Annotated in this window: 19 protein-coding genes; 8 read left to right on the top strand and 11 right to left on the bottom strand. The window is 73.1% G+C overall.

The annotated features are described in order from the left end of the window. A complete protein-coding gene (locus H1226_RS13335) occupies window positions 1-189 on the top strand; it encodes a hypothetical protein (RefSeq protein ID WP_224961470.1) in 189 nt (62 codons plus the stop codon). 14 nt (window positions 190-203) lie between these two features. On the opposite strand, the gene H1226_RS13330 is transcribed toward H1226_RS13335, so the two are convergent. The 3 genes from H1226_RS13330 to H1226_RS13320 form a co-directional block, all read right to left on the bottom strand. Further along, window positions 204-596 (bottom strand): hypothetical protein, encoded by a 393-nt coding sequence (locus H1226_RS13330; protein ID WP_224968860.1) that lies wholly within the window; start codon window positions 594-596, stop codon window positions 204-206. A gap of 181 nt (window positions 597-777) precedes the next feature. Further along, window positions 778-1,428, bottom strand: a complete 651-nt coding sequence (locus H1226_RS13325; protein WP_258349263.1) for a phosphoribosyltransferase — start codon at window positions 1,426-1,428, stop codon at window positions 778-780. 80 nt (window positions 1,429-1,508) lie between these two features. Continuing rightward, the gene (locus H1226_RS13320; RefSeq protein ID WP_258349262.1) at window positions 1,509-3,275 is read right to left on the bottom strand and encodes an ABC-ATPase domain-containing protein; all 1,767 of its coding nucleotides are present in this window, start codon (window positions 3,273-3,275) and stop codon (window positions 1,509-1,511) included. A gap of 260 nt (window positions 3,276-3,535) precedes the next feature. On the opposite strand from H1226_RS13320, the gene H1226_RS13315 reads away from it, so the two are divergent. Continuing rightward, window positions 3,536-4,333 carry a lysozyme gene (locus tag H1226_RS13315; protein ID WP_258349261.1) on the top strand — a complete coding sequence of 266 codons (798 nt, stop codon included), beginning with the start codon at window positions 3,536-3,538 and terminating at the stop codon, window positions 4,331-4,333. Window positions 4,334-4,408: 75 nt separating this feature from the next. Here the strand turns inward: H1226_RS13315 and H1226_RS13310 are convergent, their stop codons facing one another. Both H1226_RS13310 and H1226_RS13305 read right to left on the bottom strand, forming a co-directional pair. Beyond that, the gene (locus H1226_RS13310) at window positions 4,409-5,518 is read right to left on the bottom strand and encodes an LCP family protein (RefSeq protein ID WP_258349260.1); all 1,110 of its coding nucleotides are present in this window, start codon (window positions 5,516-5,518) and stop codon (window positions 4,409-4,411) included. 231 nt (window positions 5,519-5,749) lie between these two features. Then, the gene (locus H1226_RS13305; RefSeq protein ID WP_258349259.1) at window positions 5,750-7,006 is read right to left on the bottom strand and encodes an aspartate aminotransferase family protein; all 1,257 of its coding nucleotides are present in this window, start codon (window positions 7,004-7,006) and stop codon (window positions 5,750-5,752) included. 104 nt (window positions 7,007-7,110) lie between these two features. Between H1226_RS13305 and H1226_RS13300 the strand changes: the two genes are divergently transcribed. The 3 genes from H1226_RS13300 (at window position 7,111) to H1226_RS13290 (ending at window position 10,766) form a co-directional block, all read left to right on the top strand. Next, window positions 7,111-8,604: an NAD-dependent succinate-semialdehyde dehydrogenase gene (locus H1226_RS13300; RefSeq protein ID WP_224961483.1), complete on the top strand. Its 1,494-nt coding sequence runs from the start codon at window positions 7,111-7,113 to the stop codon at window positions 8,602-8,604. An 86-nt stretch (window positions 8,605-8,690) separates the two neighbouring features. After that, a complete protein-coding gene (locus H1226_RS13295; protein ID WP_258349258.1) occupies window positions 8,691-9,398 on the top strand; it encodes a DUF3632 domain-containing protein in 708 nt (235 codons plus the stop codon). 219 nt (window positions 9,399-9,617) lie between these two features. Continuing rightward, window positions 9,618-10,766 (top strand): glycerol dehydrogenase, encoded by a 1,149-nt coding sequence (locus H1226_RS13290; RefSeq protein WP_258349257.1) that lies wholly within the window; start codon window positions 9,618-9,620, stop codon window positions 10,764-10,766. A 54-nt stretch (window positions 10,767-10,820) separates the two neighbouring features. Here H1226_RS13290 and H1226_RS13285 read toward each other — a convergent pair whose 3' ends face one another. The 4 genes from H1226_RS13285 to H1226_RS13270 form a co-directional block, all read right to left on the bottom strand. After that, a complete protein-coding gene (locus tag H1226_RS13285; protein WP_258349256.1) occupies window positions 10,821-11,531 on the bottom strand; it encodes a GntR family transcriptional regulator in 711 nt (236 codons plus the stop codon). A 25-nt stretch (window positions 11,532-11,556) separates the two neighbouring features. Then, window positions 11,557-12,315: a maleate cis-trans isomerase family protein gene (locus H1226_RS13280; RefSeq protein ID WP_258349255.1), complete on the bottom strand. Its 759-nt coding sequence runs from the start codon at window positions 12,313-12,315 to the stop codon at window positions 11,557-11,559. A 160-nt stretch (window positions 12,316-12,475) separates the two neighbouring features. After that, complete coding sequence (locus H1226_RS13275; RefSeq protein WP_224961494.1) at window positions 12,476-13,237, bottom strand: maleate cis-trans isomerase family protein; 762 nt, start codon at window positions 13,235-13,237, stop codon at window positions 12,476-12,478. Window positions 13,238-13,251: 14 nt separating this feature from the next. Next, a complete protein-coding gene (locus H1226_RS13270) occupies window positions 13,252-13,746 on the bottom strand; it encodes a DUF3830 family protein (RefSeq protein WP_224961495.1) in 495 nt (164 codons plus the stop codon). A 309-nt stretch (window positions 13,747-14,055) separates the two neighbouring features. Between H1226_RS13270 and H1226_RS13265 the strand changes: the two genes are divergently transcribed. Both H1226_RS13265 and H1226_RS13260 read left to right on the top strand, forming a co-directional pair. Continuing rightward, window positions 14,056-15,039, top strand: coding sequence for a D-2-hydroxyacid dehydrogenase (locus H1226_RS13265; protein ID WP_224968991.1), 984 nt, complete (start codon window positions 14,056-14,058; stop codon window positions 15,037-15,039). Then, window positions 15,036-16,460, top strand: a complete 1,425-nt coding sequence (locus H1226_RS13260; RefSeq protein WP_258349254.1) for an amidase — start codon at window positions 15,036-15,038, stop codon at window positions 16,458-16,460. Before H1226_RS13265 ends, H1226_RS13260 begins: the two co-directional genes overlap by 4 nt. A gap of 111 nt (window positions 16,461-16,571) precedes the next feature. On the opposite strand, the gene H1226_RS13255 is transcribed toward H1226_RS13260, so the two are convergent. Further along, window positions 16,572-17,558 (bottom strand): YeiH family protein, encoded by a 987-nt coding sequence (locus tag H1226_RS13255; protein WP_258349253.1) that lies wholly within the window; start codon window positions 17,556-17,558, stop codon window positions 16,572-16,574. 114 nt (window positions 17,559-17,672) lie between these two features. Between H1226_RS13255 and H1226_RS13250 the strand changes: the two genes are divergently transcribed. Continuing rightward, entirely contained in the window at window positions 17,673-18,596 is a 924-nt protein-coding gene (locus tag H1226_RS13250) for a LysR family transcriptional regulator (protein ID WP_258349252.1), read from the top strand. A gap of 71 nt (window positions 18,597-18,667) precedes the next feature. Here the strand turns inward: H1226_RS13250 and H1226_RS13245 are convergent, their stop codons facing one another. Then, a complete protein-coding gene (locus H1226_RS13245; protein ID WP_258349251.1) occupies window positions 18,668-20,101 on the bottom strand; it encodes an aldehyde dehydrogenase family protein in 1,434 nt (477 codons plus the stop codon). Between the last annotated feature and the right edge of the window lie 25 nt (window positions 20,102-20,126).

Raw genomic sequence — 20,126 nt, 5'->3', positions numbered from 1 at the left:
ATGCAACGCGGCAGCGACAAGCACGGACCCGCGCAGGACGACGCGCTGGAGCAGGACGTGCGCGGACTCCTGCAGGGCAACCACCCCACCCGCGCCCAGGAGGAGCTCGACGCAGAACCGCCCGCCGACGACGACCCGGCCGCGCTGCGGCCCGAACCCCCGGCACCGGGCGACGAACCCGAGGGCTGACCGGCGCCGCGCGGTCAGGCGGAACGTTCGGCGGCGTCCACCGCGTCCGCGAGCCGGGTCAGTTCGCGGCTGACGTGCACGAGGCGCTCGGCCACGACGCTGGCGTGCCCGGACAGGGCCCCGGCGTGCCCGGTGGCACGCAGCCATTCGGTGACGCCCGCGACGCCGGCGGCCATGCCTTCGGCGGTGGCGGCGAAACCGCGGGTGGCGAGTTCGAGGTCGGCGACCGAGTGCGGCATGGCCGGGTCGCCGAGCCGTTCCCCGAGGACGCGGGCGGCTTCGCCGACCTGGAGGGCGACCTCCGCGGTGTAGCCGCCGTCGTCGACCCCGGGCCGCCTGCCGCCGGAGCCGGCGGCGCGCCGCTGCGTCGGCGCCGCTGGATGATCGGAGTGCGCGGGAAGGGTCATAACAGCTCAGCCAACCCCACGGAACCGGTGGAGACCACACCTTCGGGGCGAAAGTTCTCGGAAACAACCCGTTTCCCGCACAACCCCACGCCTGGGTTGCGCATTCCGCAACGCATTGCTTTTGGGGTGCGGGACGGCCGCGCAGCACCGGCCGCCGAAGCACCGTCACCGAGGGCGACCGTCAGGAAGACGACCCCAGCAGCCGCGCCACCTCCTCGTCGGTGGTCGCCGCGAAGCTCCCGTACCACTGCCCCACCGCGCTGAAGTCCACCGGCCGCAGCACGCACACCACCTCGTCGGCCTCCGCCCGCAACGCCTCCACCGCATCCGGAGCACCCACCGGCACCGCCAGCACCACCGAGCGCGGCGCGGACTCCCGCACCATCCGCACCGCGGCCCGCGCCGTCGCCCCCGTCGCCAACCCGTCATCGACCAGCAGCACGTCCCGCCCGGCGACCTGCGGCGCCCGGCCACCGCCGAAACGCTCCTCGCGGGCCCGCGCGGCGGCGCGCTCCCGCTCGCACGCCTCGGCCAACGCCGACTCCGCCACCCGGAACGACCGCAGCAACCGCTCGTCGTAGCTCGGCGGGCCGTGCGCGGTCACCGCACCCAACGCCAGCTCCGGCTGCCCGGGAGCACCGATCTTGCGGGCCACCGCCACCCGCAGCGGCGCCCCCAACCGGTCGGCGACCCGCGCCGCCACCGGCACCCCGCCACGGGCCAGGCCCAGCACCACCGGCCGCACCCACCGCTGCTGCGCGAGCTGCTCGGCGAGCACCTCACCCGCGTGCTCGCGGTCCCGGAAGCGCCCTGCCGCACCGAGCCCCGGCATCGTCGAACCTCCGTTCCCGAGGCGAGCCTGCCACCACCGTGTGCCCGCCACGGGCCCGGCGGGAAACCCGCCCGCGCCGATCAGTCCCGGAACGCCGCGACCCGCAACGTCCGCAACCGGTTGAGCGCCGCGGCCAGCTCGAAGCGGCGCGGCACCGCGAAATCACCCGCGTACCGCTCGTCCACCCCGGCCACGCCGCGCTCGGCGACCCGCTGCCCGAACCCGTCGAGGACCTCGGCCACCGTGCGCGTCCCGTCCAGCAGGCCCGACCGCACGCACGTCACCAGCGCCAACCCGATCCCGGTGACCTGGCTCGGGTCCACCAGCTGCTCGACGGCCCGCAACTCCACCGTCGACTCCCCCAACGTCAGCGCATCGGTGCCGCGAGCCCGCACCTTCGGGCGCTGCCCCTCGATCGAGGACGGGGCGGGGATGCGGGCGCGCACCGGCGGGAACTCCTCGGCCTCCCGGCTGCGCCCGGTGGGGGTCGCCGCCAGCGCCCTGGCCCGGTCGGTGACCTCCCGCGCCTGGTAGGAGTCCATCATCAGCACCCGGTCGGCGACGTCCATGTAGTCGCCCGACCCGCCCATCACCAGCACCGTGGAAACCCCGCGGGACCGCGACAGCGGCCGGATCAGGTCCAGGAACGGCGTCAGCGGCTCGGACTCCTTGGCCACCAGCGCCTGCATCCGCGCGTCCCGGATCATTAGGTTCGTGGCCGCGGTGTCCTCGTCCACCAGCAGCACCCCCGCCCCGGCCTCCACCGACTCCACGATCGCCGCGGCCTGCGAGGTCGAACCGGAGGCGTTGTCGGTGGAGAAGTCCGCGGTGTCGGCACCGGTCGGCAGGTGGCTCACGAACGGGCTCACGTCCACCCGGTGCACCCGGCGCCCGTCCTCGGCGCGGACCTTCACCGTGTCCTCGCGGCTGACGACCAGTTCCCGCCCGTCACCGGGCACGTGGTCGTACACGCCGTTCTCCAGGGCGCGCAGCAGCGTGGACTTGCCGTGGAACCCGCCGCCGACGACGAGGGTGATGCCCTCCCCGATGCCCATGCCGGACACCTCACCCCGGTTGGGCAGGGTCACCGACACCCGCATCGACTCCGGTGAGCGGAACGGCACCGCACCGGGCAGGGGGCGTTCGTCGACACCGCTGCGCCGCGGCAGCACCGCGCCGTCGGCGACGAACGCCACCAGGTCGCGGGCGGCGAGCTCCTCGCGCAGCGCGTCGGTGTCCTCCACCGATTCCACGAACTCCCGCAGCCGGTCCTGCTCGGCGGTGGCGTAGCGCAGCGCCGCCTCCACCACGTCCGGCACCCGGTCGCACAGGGCGCGTTCGGCGGCGCGGCCGTCGATGCTGCGCCCGCGCCCCGGCAGGTCGATGCCCAGCCGCAGCCGCACCCCGCCGCCGGGCAGCAGCTGGCAGGAGCTGCGGTCGAGGACCTGCTGGCGGCCGGCGTCGACGCGCAGCCCGCTGTCGCGCAACCGGTGCTCGGCGGCGCGCACCAGGAATCCCGCGACGGCCCGCGCTCGCACCGGGGTGGAGCGCAGCTGCTCGGGCAGGCCCGCGGTCCCGGGGTGCACCCGCACCTCGCAGCGGCTGGCCGGGGCGTAGGGGTCGGGTTGGACGCGCTGCACTTCCAGGTCGAACCCGTCGAACGACCAGTCCCCGGTCAGCGTCTTGTAGCGGCCGTAGCCGGCGCCGTGCAGGTCGCGCAGCAGCGAGCGCAGCCCGGCGGCGTCGCGCGGCCCGGAGTGCTGCTGCGGCCCGCGGTCGGGTCGGTGGTCGTGGCGGCGGCGCCCGTCGCGCCGGGGGCCGCCGGGGCCGTGGGTTCGTTCTGCCATGGCCCGACAGGTACCCGACGCGGCGGCGAATATCCACTCCGCTGCGCTCGGGTCACGGTCGGGCGACTGAGATCGGGCGGGTTCGCGATCAAGCGGTTATCCTCCGCCCGCACGATCTTCGACCCGGTCGATCACCGACGGTGGCGGCCGGGCGTGCGCCGACCGGACGTCCCGCACCTAGGAGGCGAACCGCCGTGCCCGTTCCCCGACATCCCCGCCCGTCCCGGAGCCGCCGGCTGCGCCACGGGCTGACTGCCGCGTTGACCGGTGCGCTGCTGGCCGCGATCGTGTCCCCCGCCCTGCCCGCGCGCGCCGACGGCGCGGACGCGGCGCCGCGCCTGGACCGCGCCGACCCGGACGGGGCGTGGGCCGGTTACAGCGTGGGCCGTTCCGCCACCGAGGACACCGACCGGTCCGGGCCGCAGCCGCGGGGCCCCGGGGTGGCGGGCATGGACGTCAGCGGCCACCAGGGTGCGGTGGACTGGCCGCGGGCGTTCGCCGACGGCGCCCGGTTCGCCTACGTCAAGGCCACCGAGGGCATCGGGTTCACCAGCGACAGCTATCCGCAGCAGTACGAGGGTTCGCGGGCGGCGGGCATGATCCGCGGCGCCTACCACTTCGGGTTGCCCGACAGCTCCACCGGCGCCGAGCAGGCGCACTACTTCGTCGACCACGGCGGCGGGTGGGTGCCGGACGGGCGGACTTTGCCGGGGGCGCTGGACATCGAGTCGAACCCGTACGGCGACGAGTGCTACGGCCTGTCCCCGGAGCAGATGTCGGGGTGGATCGCCGACTTCAGCGGCACCTACCAGGCCCGCACCGGGCGGTTCCCCACGATCTACACCACCACCCGCTGGTGGGACCAGTGCACGGGGGCGAACCCGGACTTCGCGGCGAACAACCCGCTGTGGCTGGCCCGGTTCGCCCCGGAGATGGGACCGCTGCCCGCGGGCTGGGACTACCAGGCGATCTGGCAGTTCAACAACACCGGGGTGTTCCCGGGCGATCAGAACACCTTCAACGGCGATCCGGGGCAGCTGGAGCGGTTCGCGATGTGAGCGGGCCCCTGGGACGCAGCGGAGGGGTGGGACCGGTGTTCGGTCCCACCCCTCCGCCGTGCGGGCCCGCCGCGATCAGGGTCCGACGAGGTCGTCCGGGATCGGTTCGTTCGCGGCGATCGCCCCGAACAGGCGCGAGGCGTTCGCGCTGTCCCACTTGATGACCGACTGGCCGCTGTCGGTGCGCACGAAGTCCCCGAACGGGACGCTGGTGGTGATCCCGTTGCCGCCGCTGACATCACCGAGCGCCTTGACCAGCCAGAACAGGTGCCAGACGTGGTCGGAGTCGTTGAGCAGGAACGTGGTGCCCGCCGCGTTGGCCAGCGGCACCAGCCGGAACGGGTTGAGCAGCGTCGCCGGGCCCATCGCCTTGTCGGTGAGCGCACCCAGCAGCTTGCGCTGGTTCTCCGCGCGTTCCAGGTCGCCGCCGTCGAGGGAGTAGCGGGCACGGACGAACCCGAGCGCCTGCGGCCCGTCGAGCTCCTGGCAGCCCGCCGCCAGGTGCACGTTGGCCATGTCGTCGTCCATCGGCTCGTCCAGGCACATGTCCACACCGCCGACGGCGTCGACCAGCTCGGAGAACCCGCCGAACCCGATCTCGGCGTAGTGGTCGATGTGCACGTCGGTGACCGTCTCCACGGTCTGGGCCAGCAGCTGCGGGCCACCGATGGAGAACGCGGCGTTGAGCCGGTCGCGGCCGTGGCCGGGGATCGGGACGTAGGAGTCCCGGGGCAGGCTGATCAGCGCGGGCTTCCCGCCGCCGGTGGGGATGTGCACCAGCATCATCGAGTCGGTGCGGCGCCCGGCGGCGTCACCGGCCGAGAGCTCCTCGCGCTGGGCCTCGTCGAGGCCTTCGCGGCTGTCGGAGCCCACCAGCAGCCAGTTGGTGCCGGGGGTGTCGGCGATGCGCCCGTCGTACTCGAGGGCTTCGGTGCGTTGCAGGACGCTGTCGACGTAGATGCCGAACCCGGCCACGACCAGCAGCAGCACCAGCACGGCGATGCCGATGCGCTTGCCCCAGCCCATCCGCTTGCGCCGACGCGGCGGCGGGGGCGGTGGCCCGGCGCGCCGGGTGGGCGGTGGTTGCGGCGGTGCGCCACCGCCGCCGCGGTTGCGGGCGTAGTAGTCGTAGCCGCCCTGCTGCGGCCGTCGGCCCCTCGGCGGATTCGCCGACCAATCACTCATGACCTTCACACCTGCGGAGTCGACTCGCCGGCACGCTCCGTGCCGACCTGTGCGGTGCAGCATCCCAGAAGCACCGTGGCGACCGGCACACCGCTACCGCAACGGTATGGAAACCACCCGTCCGGAGCCGCTGGGGGTAGCGGGTGCGCGGCATCGGCGGGAGCGGCGGCGGCCGAACGCAGCAGCGGGGTGCGGCGCCCGCAGGCACCGCACCCCGCCCCTCGACGGTGCTCAGCCGTGGACGGCCGCCGACACCGCCTCCGACCAGAGGGCGACGCCGTCGTCGACCTGCTCGGCGGTGACGATCAGCGGCGGGATCATCCGCACCACGTTGCCCGCGGGCCCGCAGGTCAGCAGCAGCAGGCCCCGTTCGGCGGCGGCGGCGTGCGCGCGGGTCGCGGTGGTGGTGTCGGGCCGGCCGTCGGCGGTGGTGAACTCGTTGCCGACCATGAGGCCGCGGCCGCGGACCTCGCCGATGACGGGGTGTTCGGCGGCGACCTTGCGCAGCCCTTCCTGCAGGCGGGCGCCCTGCTCGGCGGAGTTGTCCACGAGGTGCTCGTCGCGCACCACGTCCAGGGTGGCCACGGCGGCGGCCGCGGCGACCGCGTTGCCGCCGTAGGTGCCGCCCTGCGAACCGGGCCACGCCTTGCCCATCAGTTCGGCGGAGGCGGCGATGCCGGAGATGGGGAATCCGCTGGCGATGCCCTTGGCGGTGATCAGGATGTCGGGTGTGATGGTGGAGTGCTGGTGGCCCCAGAACTTCCCGGTGCGCCCGACGCCGGTCTGCACCTCGTCGGCGATGAGCAGGATGCCGTGGTGGTCGGCGCGTTCGCGCAGTCCTTCGAGGAATTCCGGGGGCGTGGGGATGTAGCCGCCTTCGCCGAGGACGGGTTCGACGATGAACGCGGCGGTGTCCTTGGGGGAGGTGACGGTCAGCAGCAGCTGGTCGAGCTCGGCGAGGGCGAAGCGGACCGCTTCGGTCTCCGACCAGCCGTGCCGGTAGGTCTCGGGGAACGGGCTGAACGCCACGCCCGGCATCATCGGCCCGATCCCGGCGCGCACCTTCACACCCGAGGTGGTCAGGGCCCCGGCGCCCATGGTGCGGCCGTGGAACCCGCCGTGGAAGGCGACGATGGTCTGGCGCCCGGTGGCCTGGCGGGCCAGCCGCACCGAGGCCTCCACCGCTTCGCTGCCGGAGTTGACGTAGAACATCCGGTCCAGCCCGGCGGGCAGCACCTCGCCGAGGCGTTCGGTCAGCTGGAGCAGCGGCCGGTGCATGACCGTCGTGTACTGGCCGTGGATCAGCGTGCCCACCTGGCGCTGCGCTGCTTCGACCACGCGGGGGTGGCAGTGTCCGGTGCTGGTGACGCCGATGCCGGCGGTGAAGTCGAGGTAGCGGCGGTCGTCCTCGTCGTAGAGGTAGACGCCCTCCCCGCGGGCGGCCAGCACTGGTGTCGCCTGCTTCAACGCCGACGAGAGCTCAGCCATGTCCGACTCCAAGCAATGTAGGATTGTTGACAATCGCGAGGGACATGCAACCATCACGGCTGCGTCATGTCCACCCGCCGACACGGAAGGCCCGCAGAACAGAGATGAGCACCTCCAGCAGCTCCCCCGCAGGCACCGAGTCCCGAGAGGCCGCCGTCGTCGACGCCGCCCCCAAGCAGCTGCTCATCGGCGGCAAGTGGCGCGCGGCCACCGGCGACCGCACCTACCAGGTCGAAGACCCCTCCACCGGGCGAGCGCTGTGCTCGGTCGCCGACGCCAGCCCCGAAGACGGCATCGCCGCCCTCGCCGCCGCGCACGAAGCCCAGGCCACCTGGGCCAAACACCCGCCGCGGGAACGCGGGGAGATCCTGCGCCGCGCCTACGAGCTCATCCAGCAGCGCCACGAGGACCTCGCCCTGCTGATGACCCTGGAAATGGGCAAACCGCTGCCCGAAGCGCGCGGCGAGATCACCTACGCCTCGGAGTTCTTCCGCTGGTTCGCCGAAGAGGCCGTGCGCATCGGCGGCGACTACGCCGTCGCCCCCAGCGGCACCGGCCGCTTCCTGGTCACCCAGCAGCCCGTCGGCCCCACCCTGCTGATCACCCCGTGGAACTTCCCGATGGCCATGGGCACCCGCAAGATCGGCCCGGCCATCGCCGCCGGCTGCACCTCGGTGATCAAACCCGCGCACCAGACGCCGCTGTCGATGCTCGCGCTCGCCGAGATCCTGCAGGAAGCGGGCTTGCCCGACGGGGTGCTCAACGTGGTGACCGCCGTCGGCGCCGGTGCCGTGATGGAACCGATGATCCGCGACGGGCGCGCCCGCAAGCTCTCCTTCACCGGCTCCACCTCGGTGGGCCGCAAGCTCATCGAGCAGTCCGCCGAGCAGGTCCTCAACGTGTCGATGGAACTCGGCGGCAACGCCCCGTTCCTGGTGTTCGCCGACGCCGACCTCGACACCGCCGTCGAAGGCGCCATGCAGGCCAAGATGCGCAACATCGGCGAGGCCTGCACCGCGGCCAACCGGTTCTACGTGCACGCCGACGTCGCCGACGAGTTCTCCCGGCGCCTCGCCGAACGCATGGGGTCGCTGCGCCTCGGCCGCGGCGTCGCCGACGACGTGCAGGTGGGCCCGCTGATCGACGCCACCCAGCTCGGCAAGGTCGACGAACTCGTCAACGACGCCGTCGGGCACGGCGCCGAGGTCGTCGTCGGCGGCTCCCGCCACGACGGCGAGGGCTACTTCTACCCGCCGACCGTCCTCAAGAACGTGCCCGCCCAAGCACGCATGACCCGCGAGGAGATCTTCGGGCCGGTCGCGCCCATCAGCACCTTCACCGACGAGCAGAGCGCCATCGACCAGGCCAACGACACCGAGTACGGGCTGGTCGCCTACGTCTACACCCGCGACCTCAACCGGGCGCTGCGCGTCTCCGAAGCCCTGGAGAGCGGCATGATCGGCCTCAACCAGGGCGTGGTGAGCAACCCGGCCGCCCCGTTCGGCGGGGTCAAGGCCTCCGGGCTGGGCCGCGAAGGCGGCAAGGTCGGCATCGACGAGTTCCTGGAGACCAAGTACATCGCCATCGGCGGCCTGTGATCCGCTGACCCGCAACCGGATCCGGTGCCCCCGCGTGCGCTGCGCGCGGGGGCACCGCCACGGCCGGGCCCGGTAGCGTCGCCCCGGTGGATCACGAGACCGCCGCCGAGCACTACCGGGCGCTGCTCGCCGAGCACCTGCGCGGCGACGAACCACCCACCGCCTGCGCCGACCGCTTCGCCGCACCGGTGCGCCGCGCAGGCGCCGCGGGACTCGGCGAGGACGCGATCGCCGAGATCCTCTGGGCCGCCTGGCAGCCGGTGCTCACCACCGCCCGCACCCGCCCCGGCACCCAGCCCGCGCTGGTGGCGCTGCTGGTGGCGCTGCGCGAGCTGGGCCCGCTGCCCGGCGCCGACCGAGTGTGGGGGCTGGAGGTGTTCACCGACCTGCCCTGCTTCGGCGCACAGCTGCGCGAGGTCTGCGACGCCGACCCCACCGGTGCCGTGCCGCTGGCCGCGTTCGCCGCCCGCCTGACCACCGCGGGCATCGACTTCTCCCTGCACGCCCTGTGGGCGCTGCGCGAGCACCTCGAACAGCCCGAACCACCCGCGGACCTGGCCGCGGTGCTGTGCTGGGCCGAGCACGGCGGACCGGTGCTGGCCGGGTTCGCCCGCACCCGCCGGGCGTTCGCCGACCACGATCGCGGACCCGACCGGCTCGGGCCGCTGGCGCGGGACCGCGGGATCCGCGGCCACGGCTTCTTCCCCGACCGGTGGGCGTTCTGGCGCACCCGCCTCGCCGAACTCGGCACCGCCGACGCCCGGAGGGCCTTGGCGTTCCTGCCGCGGCGCTGAAGCCGCCCCGCACTGCGACACCGATCACCCCGGGACCGGCCCGGCACGCTCGCCCGAACCTCCGACCTGCACCGGAACCGCCGGGGCGTTTCCGCTCCGGCAGGTCGCGGGTAGCGCGTTATCAGCATGTGGAGCAGCGGGTTGCCGCGTGCGGGCACCGCACGATCCCCTCGGGGCGAACCCCGGTCCACCGGGTCGAACGCAGGAAGGGCACCATCCATGACCGACACGTCCGCAGCACTGCGCACGCTGATCTCCCCCGGCCGCTACGTGCAGGGCCGCGGCGCCCTGGACTCGCTGGGTTCCTACGTGGCGAAGCTCGGCGCCCGCCCGCTGGTGCTCGCCGACGACGTGGTGCGCGGCCTGACCGAGAACGCGATCACCGAATCGTTCACCGCCGCCGGGCTGCCGGTGCTGTTCGACCGGTTCGGCGGAGTGCCGACCGCCGCCGAGAGCGGCCGCGTCGCCGAGGCCGCCCGCGCCCAGGGCGCCGACGTGCTCGTCGGCGTCGGTGGTGGCGCACCGATCGACACCGCCAAGGCCGCCGGCGACGACACCGGGCTGCCCGTGGTCAGCGTCCCCACCGTCGCCTCCACCGACGCGCCCTGCTCGGCGCTGTCGGTCGTCTACACCGCCGACGGGTCCTTCGAGTCCTACCGCTTCTACCACCGCAACCCCGCGCTGGTCCTCGTCGACACCCAGCTGGTCGCCGACGCGCCCGCCCGGTTCCTCATCGCCGGGATCGGCGACGCGCTGGCCACCTGGATCGAAGCTCGCGCCGTGCGCCAGTCCAACGCCACCACCATGGCCGGTGGGGCCGCGACCCGCGCCGGAGCAGCGCTGGCTCAGCTGTCCTGGGACATCCTGCACGAATCGGCGATCCCCGCGGTGCGCGCCGTCGAACGCCACCTGGTCACCCCCGCGGTGGAGGAGGTCGTGGAGGCCAACACGCTGCTGTCCGGGCTCGGCTTCGAATCCGGCGGGCTCGCCGCCGCCCACGCCATCCACGACGGGCTCACCGCCGTCCCGCACACCCACGGCCTCGCCCACGGCCAGAAGGTCAACATCGGGTCGATCGCGCAGCTGATCCTGGAAGGCCGCCCGAGCGGCGAGATCCACGACTTCGTCGAGTTCACCACCCGCGTCGGACTGCCCACCACGCTGACCGAGGCCGGGCTCGGCGACGCCGACGACTCGGTGCTGCGCACCGCCGCCGAAGCGGCCTGCCACCCGGACGAGACGATCCACAACCTGCCGTTCCCGGTGACCGCGGACGCCGTCGTGGACGCGCTGAAGGCCGTGGAGGTCACCGGCCGCGCCGTGCGCGCCGAAGCGGGCCTGCCCGAACCGGTCGCGCCCGCGCACTGACCCTTGCACTGTGTTCCGCGCCGGGCCGCCCCACCGCGGCCCGGCGCTGGCCGGTCAGCTCGCGTCGGACTCCGACAGCAGCGGGGTGAAGGCGTTGAGCCGCTCCAGCGCGTCGTTCATGTGCGCCTCCAGCCGCGCCAGCAGCAGCGCCTCGTCGCCGGACTCGATCGCATCCACCAGGCCCGCGTGCTCGTCGACGAGGGTCTGCGGGTCCGCGGTGTACTTGTCCTGCAACGCCGTCAAGCACATCCGCTTCTCCACCAGCAGCGTCTGCGCCATCCGCTGCAACCGGGGGCTGCCCGAAACCCGCACCAGCGTCTCGTGGAACTCCTGGTCGGCGTCGGAGAGCTCGATCGCGTCGCCGAGGCCCGCGGCCGAGACGATGCGGGCCTGCGCGGCGGTCAGCTCCGCGACCGCCTCCACCCGGTGGTGGCGCACGATCCGCTCGCAGGCCGCGCGCTCCACCGCCAGCCGCGCCAGGTAGATGTCGGCGACGTCGTCGGCGTCCAGCGTCGTCACGAACAACCCGCGGTGCGGTTCGCTGTGCAGCAGCCCTTCCTGCACCAGCCGCTGCATCGCCTCCCGCAGCGGGCCGCGGCTGACCCCGAGCCGGGACGCCAGTTCCGCCTCGCCCATCTGGCTGCCCGGCGGCAACGACCCGTACATGATCGCCGACCGCAGCTGGTCGGCCACGATCGCCGCGGTGGACTTGCGCTGCACCGGCTCTAACTCGCCGTGCTGGTTCTGCTCGTCGACTCCGAGCACCGACACCATCTCCTCATCGCCTCCGCTAGTGCGGGCCCGCTCCCCCGAGCGGCCCGTCCGCCGGACCGGTCTGCCGGAACAACGCCCCGAGCCCTTCGCGGGCGCGGGTGTCCCCGGCCAGTCGCAGCACTTCCCACGCGCTGACCTGGTTGGCGGTCAGCACCGGCTTGCCCACGCGCCCTTCGAGCTCGTCGAGCCACTGCGCGGTGTGCAGCGCCGTGTCCGGCATCAGCAGCGCCTGCGCGGGTGGATCGTCGTTGGCCGCGGCGAACTCCAGCACCTGCTCCCGGCCCAGCGTGCCGACCTCGGCGGCGGTGACGATGCCGCGGCTGGAGAGCCGGGTGACCTCGATGCCGCCGTGCGCCAAGAACGCCGCGAACCGGTCGGCGACGTCGGCCGGGTAGGTCGCGGCGACCGCCACCCGCCGCAGCCCGAGGCGCGCGGCGGCGTGCACGAACGCGAACGAGGTGCTGGAGGTCGGCAGCCCGGTCACGGCCTGCAACTTCTCCACCTGCTCGCGGGCCCCGTCCCAGCCGAAGACGAAGCTGCCGCTGGTGCACGCCCAGATCACCGCTTCGACCTCGTGGTCCAGCAGCGCGCGGGCACCGTCGGCCAGGACCTCGTCGGAACCGACGTCGAGCAGCGCGTCCACCCGGTGGGCGTCCTCGCGCATCTCGGTGTGCACCAGCGGCAGCGCGACGTCCTCGCCGAGCAGCCGTTGCAGGGCCGGGTAGTCGTCCTCGGCGCTGTATCCGGGGTAGAGAATTCCCGCGGTGATCGACACCGGCAGCTCCCTCCTTGATCGCCCCGCGATCCCGACGGGACCACGGGCGAACGACACCGGACCGGCGGTCAATTGTCGACAATGTTACCGCACGGTTCGGGGCCGCCCGACATGGCAGAAACGCTTTCGTAATTCGATCGACACGCCGCAGCGGCGCCGATCAGGCGGCCGGCGCGGCGCAGGCCCGCACCAGCCGCTGCTGCGGGGCCACCGCGGGCAACCCCATCGACCGCAGCGCCGCCCACATCGTCACCTGGTTCGCCGTGAGCACCGGTTTGCCCAGCTCCTGCTCCAGCGGCCCGATGATGTCGTAGGTCGGCAGGTTCGTGCAGCTGATGAACATCGCCTCCGCGTCCGGGCGGTCCGCCGAGCGCACGATGTCCACCACCTGCCGGTACCCGACCTGCCAGATCCGGCCCAGCAGGCCCAGCCCCACGCTGGTGACCACCTCGACACCGTGCTCGCCGAGGAACCCCACCAGCCGCTCGGTCACGTTCGCCACGTACGGCGTCGCGATCGCCACCCGCCGCGCCCCGAGCACCTCCAGCGCCTGCACCAGCGCACCCGAGGTCGTCACCGCCGCGGGCGCACCCGCCTCCCGCATCACCGAGGTCAGGTTCCGCTCCCCGGCCGCACCGTCGACGAAACTGCCCGACGCGCACGCGTAGGCCACCACCTCCGGCTCCGGGGTCAGCAGGTCGCGCGTCGCGGCGTGCACCGCCGCCTCGTCGGAGATCAACGACGCCATCTCCACCGTCATCGGCACCGGCACGAACGCGGTCCGCGTCAGGTACAGCGACACCTCCGGCGGCGTCCACCGCCACAACTCGCGATCCATCGCCAGGTCGAACGGGGCGACCACGCCCACCCCGCGCTGCGGCACCGGACCTGGCAGCCCGCCCAGCAGGTCCTCCGGTGGCATCGGTCCGGCCCCCGTCAGCCCGAGCGGCGTTCGTAGCGCAACCGCTCCCCGACGCTGCCCGCGCGCCACACGTCGTTGCAGGCCGCCGCGAACTCCGCCAAGCCCTCCACGATGGAGCCGTAGACGTTGCCCGGCACCCAGCCCACGTCCCCGTTGAGCAGCAGGTTGTTGCGCCCGTAGAAGATCGCCAGGTCGATCACCCCCGGCAGCTCCTGCAGGTCCTTCTCCTCCTTGAACCCGCGGTCGAGCATCCCGCTGTCGAAGGAGAAGTACACGAGGTCACCGGGGATCGGCGTCACCGTCGGGTTCTCCTGACCCGGTTCCCGCGCGGCGAAGCGCTCGACCATCGTGTAGATCTCGTTGCGCGCGTACTTCGCGTGGTGCACCGGGCCCGCCTGCGGCAACGCCTGCCACACGGCCTCGCAGGTTCGGGGCGCGTCGGCGTCCAGCAACTCCGCCACGCACGAGACACCGCGCTTCTCCAACGTGATCGACAGGTACCTGGGCATGGTGAATTCCGTTCCATGAGGGGGACGTGCAGATGGGAATCGGTCTCCGCGGTCTCGGCTCGCGACCACCACCGGTCACGCCGTGCCCTGCCCAGGGCCGAAGACCTCCCCCGCGGGCCGCGCGCACCGACCGGTGGCGGCCCCGCAGCGAGGTACCTGCGGATTGTTGACAATCCTACGAGCGCTTCCTAGCGTGTCAATCCCCGGACGACGATCGACTCCAGGCCATGATCGGCAGCCAGGCAGGCGCGATCGCCCGGAACGCCGCGACGACGCGCACCCCCACCCCGACGACCGCGAAGGCAGGTCATGACCCACCACACCCCCACCGTCGTCGTCCTCCACGGTGGCAACCCGCCACCGGCCATGGACCGCATCGCCGCGGCCGCCGAACTCCGCCCCACCACCGAGGACGAGCTCGCCACCGCACTGCCCGGCGCCGACGTGCTGTTCGTGTGGGACTTCCGCTCCGACGCCGTCGCCGACACCTGGGCGCACGCCGACGCGCTGCGCTGGGTCCACGCCGCCAGCGCCGGCGTCGACCGGCTGCTGTTCCCCGACCTGCTCGACTCCCAAGTCGCCCTCACCAACTCCCGCGGCATCTTCGACGCACCCATGGCCGAATACGTCCTGGCCACCGTCCTCGCCTTCGCCAAGGACCTGCACACCAGCGTGCGCCTGCAAGACCGCCGCGAATGGCGCCACCGCGAAACCGAACGCATCACGGGCAAGGCCGCCCTCGTCGTCGGCACCGGCCCCATCGGACGCGCCATCGCAGGCAGGCTCACCGCCGCCGGACTCCACGTGCACGGCGCCGGACGCGTCGCCCGCACCGGCGACCCCGACTTCGGCACCGTGCACGCCTCCGACCGGCTCCACGACGTCCTCGGCGACTACGACTACGTCGTGCTCGCCGCACCCCTGACCGAGCAGACCCACGGGCTCATCGACGCCGACGCCCTCACCCGGTTCCGGCCCACCGCACGCCTGATCAACGTCGGACGCGGCGAACTCGTCGTCCAACCCGACCTCGTCGAAGCCCTCGAAGCCGGCACCATCGCCGGCGCCGCCCTCGACGTCTTCGACACCGAACCCCTCCCCAGCACCTCACCCCTGTGGGAGATGCCCAACGTCCTGATCTCCCCGCACATGTCCGGCGACACCATCGGCTGGACCACCGAACTGGTGGAACTCTTCCTGGACAACCTGCGCAGCTACGCCCACGGCGGCGAACTGCGCAACGTAGTGGACAAGCAGCGCGGCTACGTCAGCGGAACGGAGCGGAACCGATGACCTCGACCCCAGACGCGGCACCCACCCACGCCACCACCCCGGCGGACCTCACCGCCACCGACATGCTCGAACGCTTCGCCACCCGAGAGCTCTCCCCCGTCGAAGCCACCGAAGCCACCCTCGCCCGCATCGCCGACGCCGACCCCGCCGTCAACGCCTACTGCCTCGTCGACGCCGACCGCGCCCTCGACCAGGCCCGCGCCGCCGAAGACCGCTGGTCCCGCGGCGAACCCCGCGGCCGCCTCGACGGCGTGCCCACCTCCATCAAGGACATCTTCCTCACCCGGGACTGGCCCACCCTCCGCGGCTCCCGCACCATCGACCCCCACCAGCCCTGGACCGCCGACGCACCCGCCGTCGCCCGGCTGCGCGAACACGGAGCCGTGTTCGTCGGCAAGACCACCACCCCCGAACTCGCCTGGAAGGGCGTCACCGACAACACCCTCAACGGCATCACCCGCAACCCCTGGAACCCCGAGCGCACCCCCGGCGGCTCCAGCGGCGGAGCAGGCGCCGCCGTCGCACTCGGCATGGCGCCCCTGGCCATCGGCACCGACGGCGGCGGATCCGTGCGCATCCCCGCGGCCTTCTGCGGCATCTGCACCATCAAACCCACCTACGGGCGCATCCCCCACTACCCCGCCAGCCCCTACGGCACCATGGCCCACGCCGGACCGATGACCACCACCGTCACCGAGACCGCGCTCATGCTCGACGTGCTCAGCGGACCCGACAGCCGCGACTGGTCCGCGCTCGAACCACCCGCGCAGTCCTTCCTCGACGGACTCGACGACGGCGTCGCCGGCCTGCGCATCGCCCTGAGCACCGACCTCGGCTTCGCCACCGTCGACCCCGAGATCGCCGACGCCGTCACCCGCGCCGCCCGCACCTTCGCCGAACTCGGCGCCACCGTCGAGCACGCCGACCCCGGCTTCAGCGACCCCGTCGAGGACTTCCACGTGCTGTGGTTCTCCGGCGCCGCCAAATCCGTCGAGCACCTCACCGACGCCCAACGCGCCCTGCTCGACCCCGGGCTCGCCGAGATCGTCGAACAAGGCCTCACCTACGACGCCCAGGACTACCTCGAAGCCACCAACACCCGCATGCTCCTCGGCCAGCGCATGGGCGCCTTCCACGAGACCTACGACCTGCTGCTGACCCCCACCGTCGGCATCGCCCCGTTCGACGCCGGCCTCGAAGCACCCGCCGAGGCCACCAGCCGACGCTGGACCGGGTGGACCCCGTTCACCTACCCGTTCAACATGACCCAGCAGCCCGCCGCCAGCATCCCCTGCGGGTTCACCGGCGACGGCCTGCCCATCGGCCTGCAGATCGTCGGACCCCGCCACTCCGACGCCCGCGTCCTGCGCGCCTGCCGCGCCTACGAACGAGCCCACCCCTGGCAGCGCCCCCGCCGATAGCGGCCCCTCACCCGCCAGGACGAACAGGTGGCCACGCCCAGCCGACGCGCCACCCGCAGGACGACGAACGCGGCCCGACCGGACGTCCCGGCCGGGCCGCGTTCGCGCGCATCACGCCACCAACAGCATCCCCGTCGCGGCCGTGCCCACCACCAGCACCGTCGAACACGCCCCCAGCAGCAGCGCCCGCGGCCCCGCACGCCGCAACCCGCTCACCCGCACCGCCGTGCCCAACGCGAACAGCGCCGCCGCCAACAGCACCGACGACACCTGCGCCGCCACCCCCAACACCGGCGCGGGCACCCAACCCGTGGCCCGCACCCCCATCGCCACCAGGAAACCCACCACGAACAACGGCAGCAGCGGCACCCCACCCCCGCCGCGCCGCCGCACCAACCCGATCACCGCCACCACCGGAGCCAGCAACGCCACCCGGCTCAACTTCACCACCACCGCCACCGACACCGCCGCCGCACCGGCAGGAGAAGCCGCCGCGACCACCTGCGCGACCTCGTGCACGCCGCCACCCGCGACCCGCCCCACGTCCTCAGCACCCCACCCCCACGCCGAACCGACCAACGGCACCAGCACCACCAGCAGCGTGCCGAACACCGTCACCATCGCCACCCCCGCCGCCACGTCCTCGTCCTCGCGCTCCACCACGCCCTCCACCGCCGCGATCGCCGACGCACCGCAGATCGACGACCCCACCGCCACCAGCACCGACAACCCCGGCGGCAACCCGAGCGCACGACCGATCAGCACCGTGCCCAGCACCCCCACCACGACCACCGCCACCACCACGCCCAACGTCGCCGCCCCCAACCCCAGCACCTGGCCCACCGCCAGCTGCAACCCCAGCAGCACCACCCCCGCCCGCAACGGCGCCCGCGCCACCCACGCCAAGCCCGGACCCGCCGCACCCGTGCCACCCGGCAGGTTCCCCACCAGCACCCCCAACACCACCGCAGCGGTCACCACGCCCACCCCCGGCACCCACGCCGACAACAGCTGCGCGACCAGCACCCCCACCGCGGCCACCAGCACACCCGATCGACGCTCCGACCACACCGCACGCAACTCCACCGACGTCCGCATGCCCCCGAGCCTCACCCGCCACCCGCGCGCCCGGTAGCCGTCAACCGCACAGGAACCCATAACCGGAATGCATCACCACAGGGCCAGAGAACCCCTGCGAGCTACAGTTGCTGCATGGCAGAAGATCCGGACCCGCTATCCCTGCGACTCCTCGTGCTCATCGCCGAACTCGGCAGCATCGGCGCCGCAGCCGCCCAACTGCGGATCAGCCAACCCTCCGCCAGCAAACGCCTCAACAGCCTCGAACGCCGCCTCGGCCTCCACCTCGTCGAACGCACCCGTCGCGGCGCCGACCTCACCCCCGCCGGCGGCACCGTCCTCGACTGGGCACGCGACGTGCTCACCGACCTCGACGCCCTGCACACCGGCGTGCACGCCCTGCGCGCCCGCCACGAACAACGCCTCCGCGTCGCCGCCAGCATGACCATCGCCGACTACCTCGCCCCGCGCTGGCTCACCTCGCTGCGCACCGCCTTCACCGGACTCCGCCTCGAACTCGACGTCGCCAACTCCACCGCCGTCACCGACGCCGTCCGCCACGACCGCGCCGACCTCGGCTTCCTCGAATCACCCGAGGTCCCCGACGGCGTCTCCGTGCGCTACCTCGCCCGCGACCGCCTCACCGTCGTCGTCCCACCCGACCACCGCTGGGCCCGGCGCCGCGAACCCCTCGACCCCACCGAACTCGCCGCCACCCCGCTCATCGTCCGCGAACACGGCTCCGGCACCCGCGAAACCCTCGAACACGCGCTCGCCACCGCAGGCGCCACCCCCACCGAACCCCTGCTCGAACTGCACTCCACCACCTCGGTGCGCAACAGCGTCGTCGCAGGCGCCGGACCCGCCGTGCTCAGCACCCTCGCCGTGGCCACCGACCTCGCCGCGGGCCACGTCGTCGAAGTCCCCGTCACCGGACTCGACCTCCACCGCCCCCTGCACGCCGTCTGGCGCGCCGGGCACCGCCTCACCGGACCCGCCGCGGCCCTGCTCTCCGTCGCCCTCCGCGACGCCACCGACAACGGCACCGCCACCCGCTGACACGATCACCCCATCGAGCACTGGCGAACGCCTGTTCGACTCCGCACCATGGAGTCATGACCACCACCCGCTCACCCCAGACCGGACATCACGTGCTTCACCCGGCTGTACTCCTCCAACCCGAACCGGCCGAAATCCCGCGCCGACGCCGAATGCTTGAACCCGCTGTGCGGCATCTCCGCCACCAACGGCCGATGCACGTTCACCCACACCGTCCCGGCCTGCAACGCCCGCGACATCCGCATCGCCCGCGCATGATCACGCGTCCACACACTCGCCACCAACCCGTAGCGCACCCCGTTCGCCAACTCCACCGCCTCCTCCTCCGAGGAGAACCGCTGCACCACCACCACCGGACCCAACACCTCGTGCTGCACCAACTCGTCCGACTGCTCCACGTCCGCCACCACCGTCGCCTCGTAGAAGAACCCCCGCCCACCACGACGACGACCACCCGCCACCACCCGCGCATGCGCGGGCAACCGCTCCACGTACCCCGCCACCAACTCCCGCTGCCCAGCGCTGTTCAACGGACCGAACGCCGCATCCGGATCCTGCGGCGGCCCCGGCCGCCACACCTCCGCCTGCGCCGCCAACTCCGCCACCAACTCCTCGTACACGCCCTCCGCCACCAGCACCCGGCTCGCCGCCGTGCAGCTCTGCCCCGCATCCCCGAACGCCGCCGCCGCGATACCCCGCGCCGCCGCACCCACCTCCGCATCCCCGAACACCACCGCAGGCGCCTTCCCACCCAACTGCAAGTGCGCCCGCTTCAAATCCGCCGCCGCAGCACCCGCCACCTCCATCCCCGACCGCACCGTCCCCGTGATCGAGAACATCCCCGGCACCTCGTGCGCCACCATCGCCCGACCACTGTCCCGATCACCGCAGATCACGTTGAACAACCCCGACGGCAACACCCCCACCGCCGACTCCGCCAACAACACCGCGCTCACCGGCGTCGTCTCCGCAGGCTTGAACACCACCGCATTCCCCGCCGCCAACGCCGGCGCCACCCGCGCCACCGCCAACAGCAACGGATGCGTCCACGACGCCACCTGCGCGCACACCCCGATCGGCTCCCGCCGCGCGAACGACGTGCACCCCGGCACGTACTCCCCCGCCGCACCCGCCTCCTGCAACCGCGCCGCACCCGCGTAGAACCGCAGCAGATCCACCGCCCGCGGCAACTCCCCCGACCGCACCACCTCCCACGGCTTGCCCGTGTTCCGGCACTCCGCCAGCACGAACCGCTCCGCGGACCGCTCCACCTCCTCCGCCCACCGCAACAACACCCGCTGCCGCTCCCCCGGAGTCGTCACCGACCACTCCTCGAACGCCGCGGCCGCCACCCCCATCACCTCGTCCACATCGGTCCACCGCGTCAGCGGAGCCGACCCGTACTCCTCCCCCGAAGCCGGATCCACCAACGGCAACGACTCCCCCGCCACCGTTCCCGACCGCACCCCGCCCACGACGTTCCGCAGCTCCAGCGCAGTGGACACCCGGACCTCCTCCGACCGACGGCAC

It is taken from the genome of Saccharopolyspora gregorii, from assembly GCF_024734405.1.
In the GTDB taxonomy this organism is placed as follows: Bacteria; Actinomycetota; Actinomycetes; order Mycobacteriales; family Pseudonocardiaceae; genus Saccharopolyspora_C; species Saccharopolyspora_C gregorii.
This window is presented reverse-complemented; position numbering and strand designations above follow the sequence as displayed.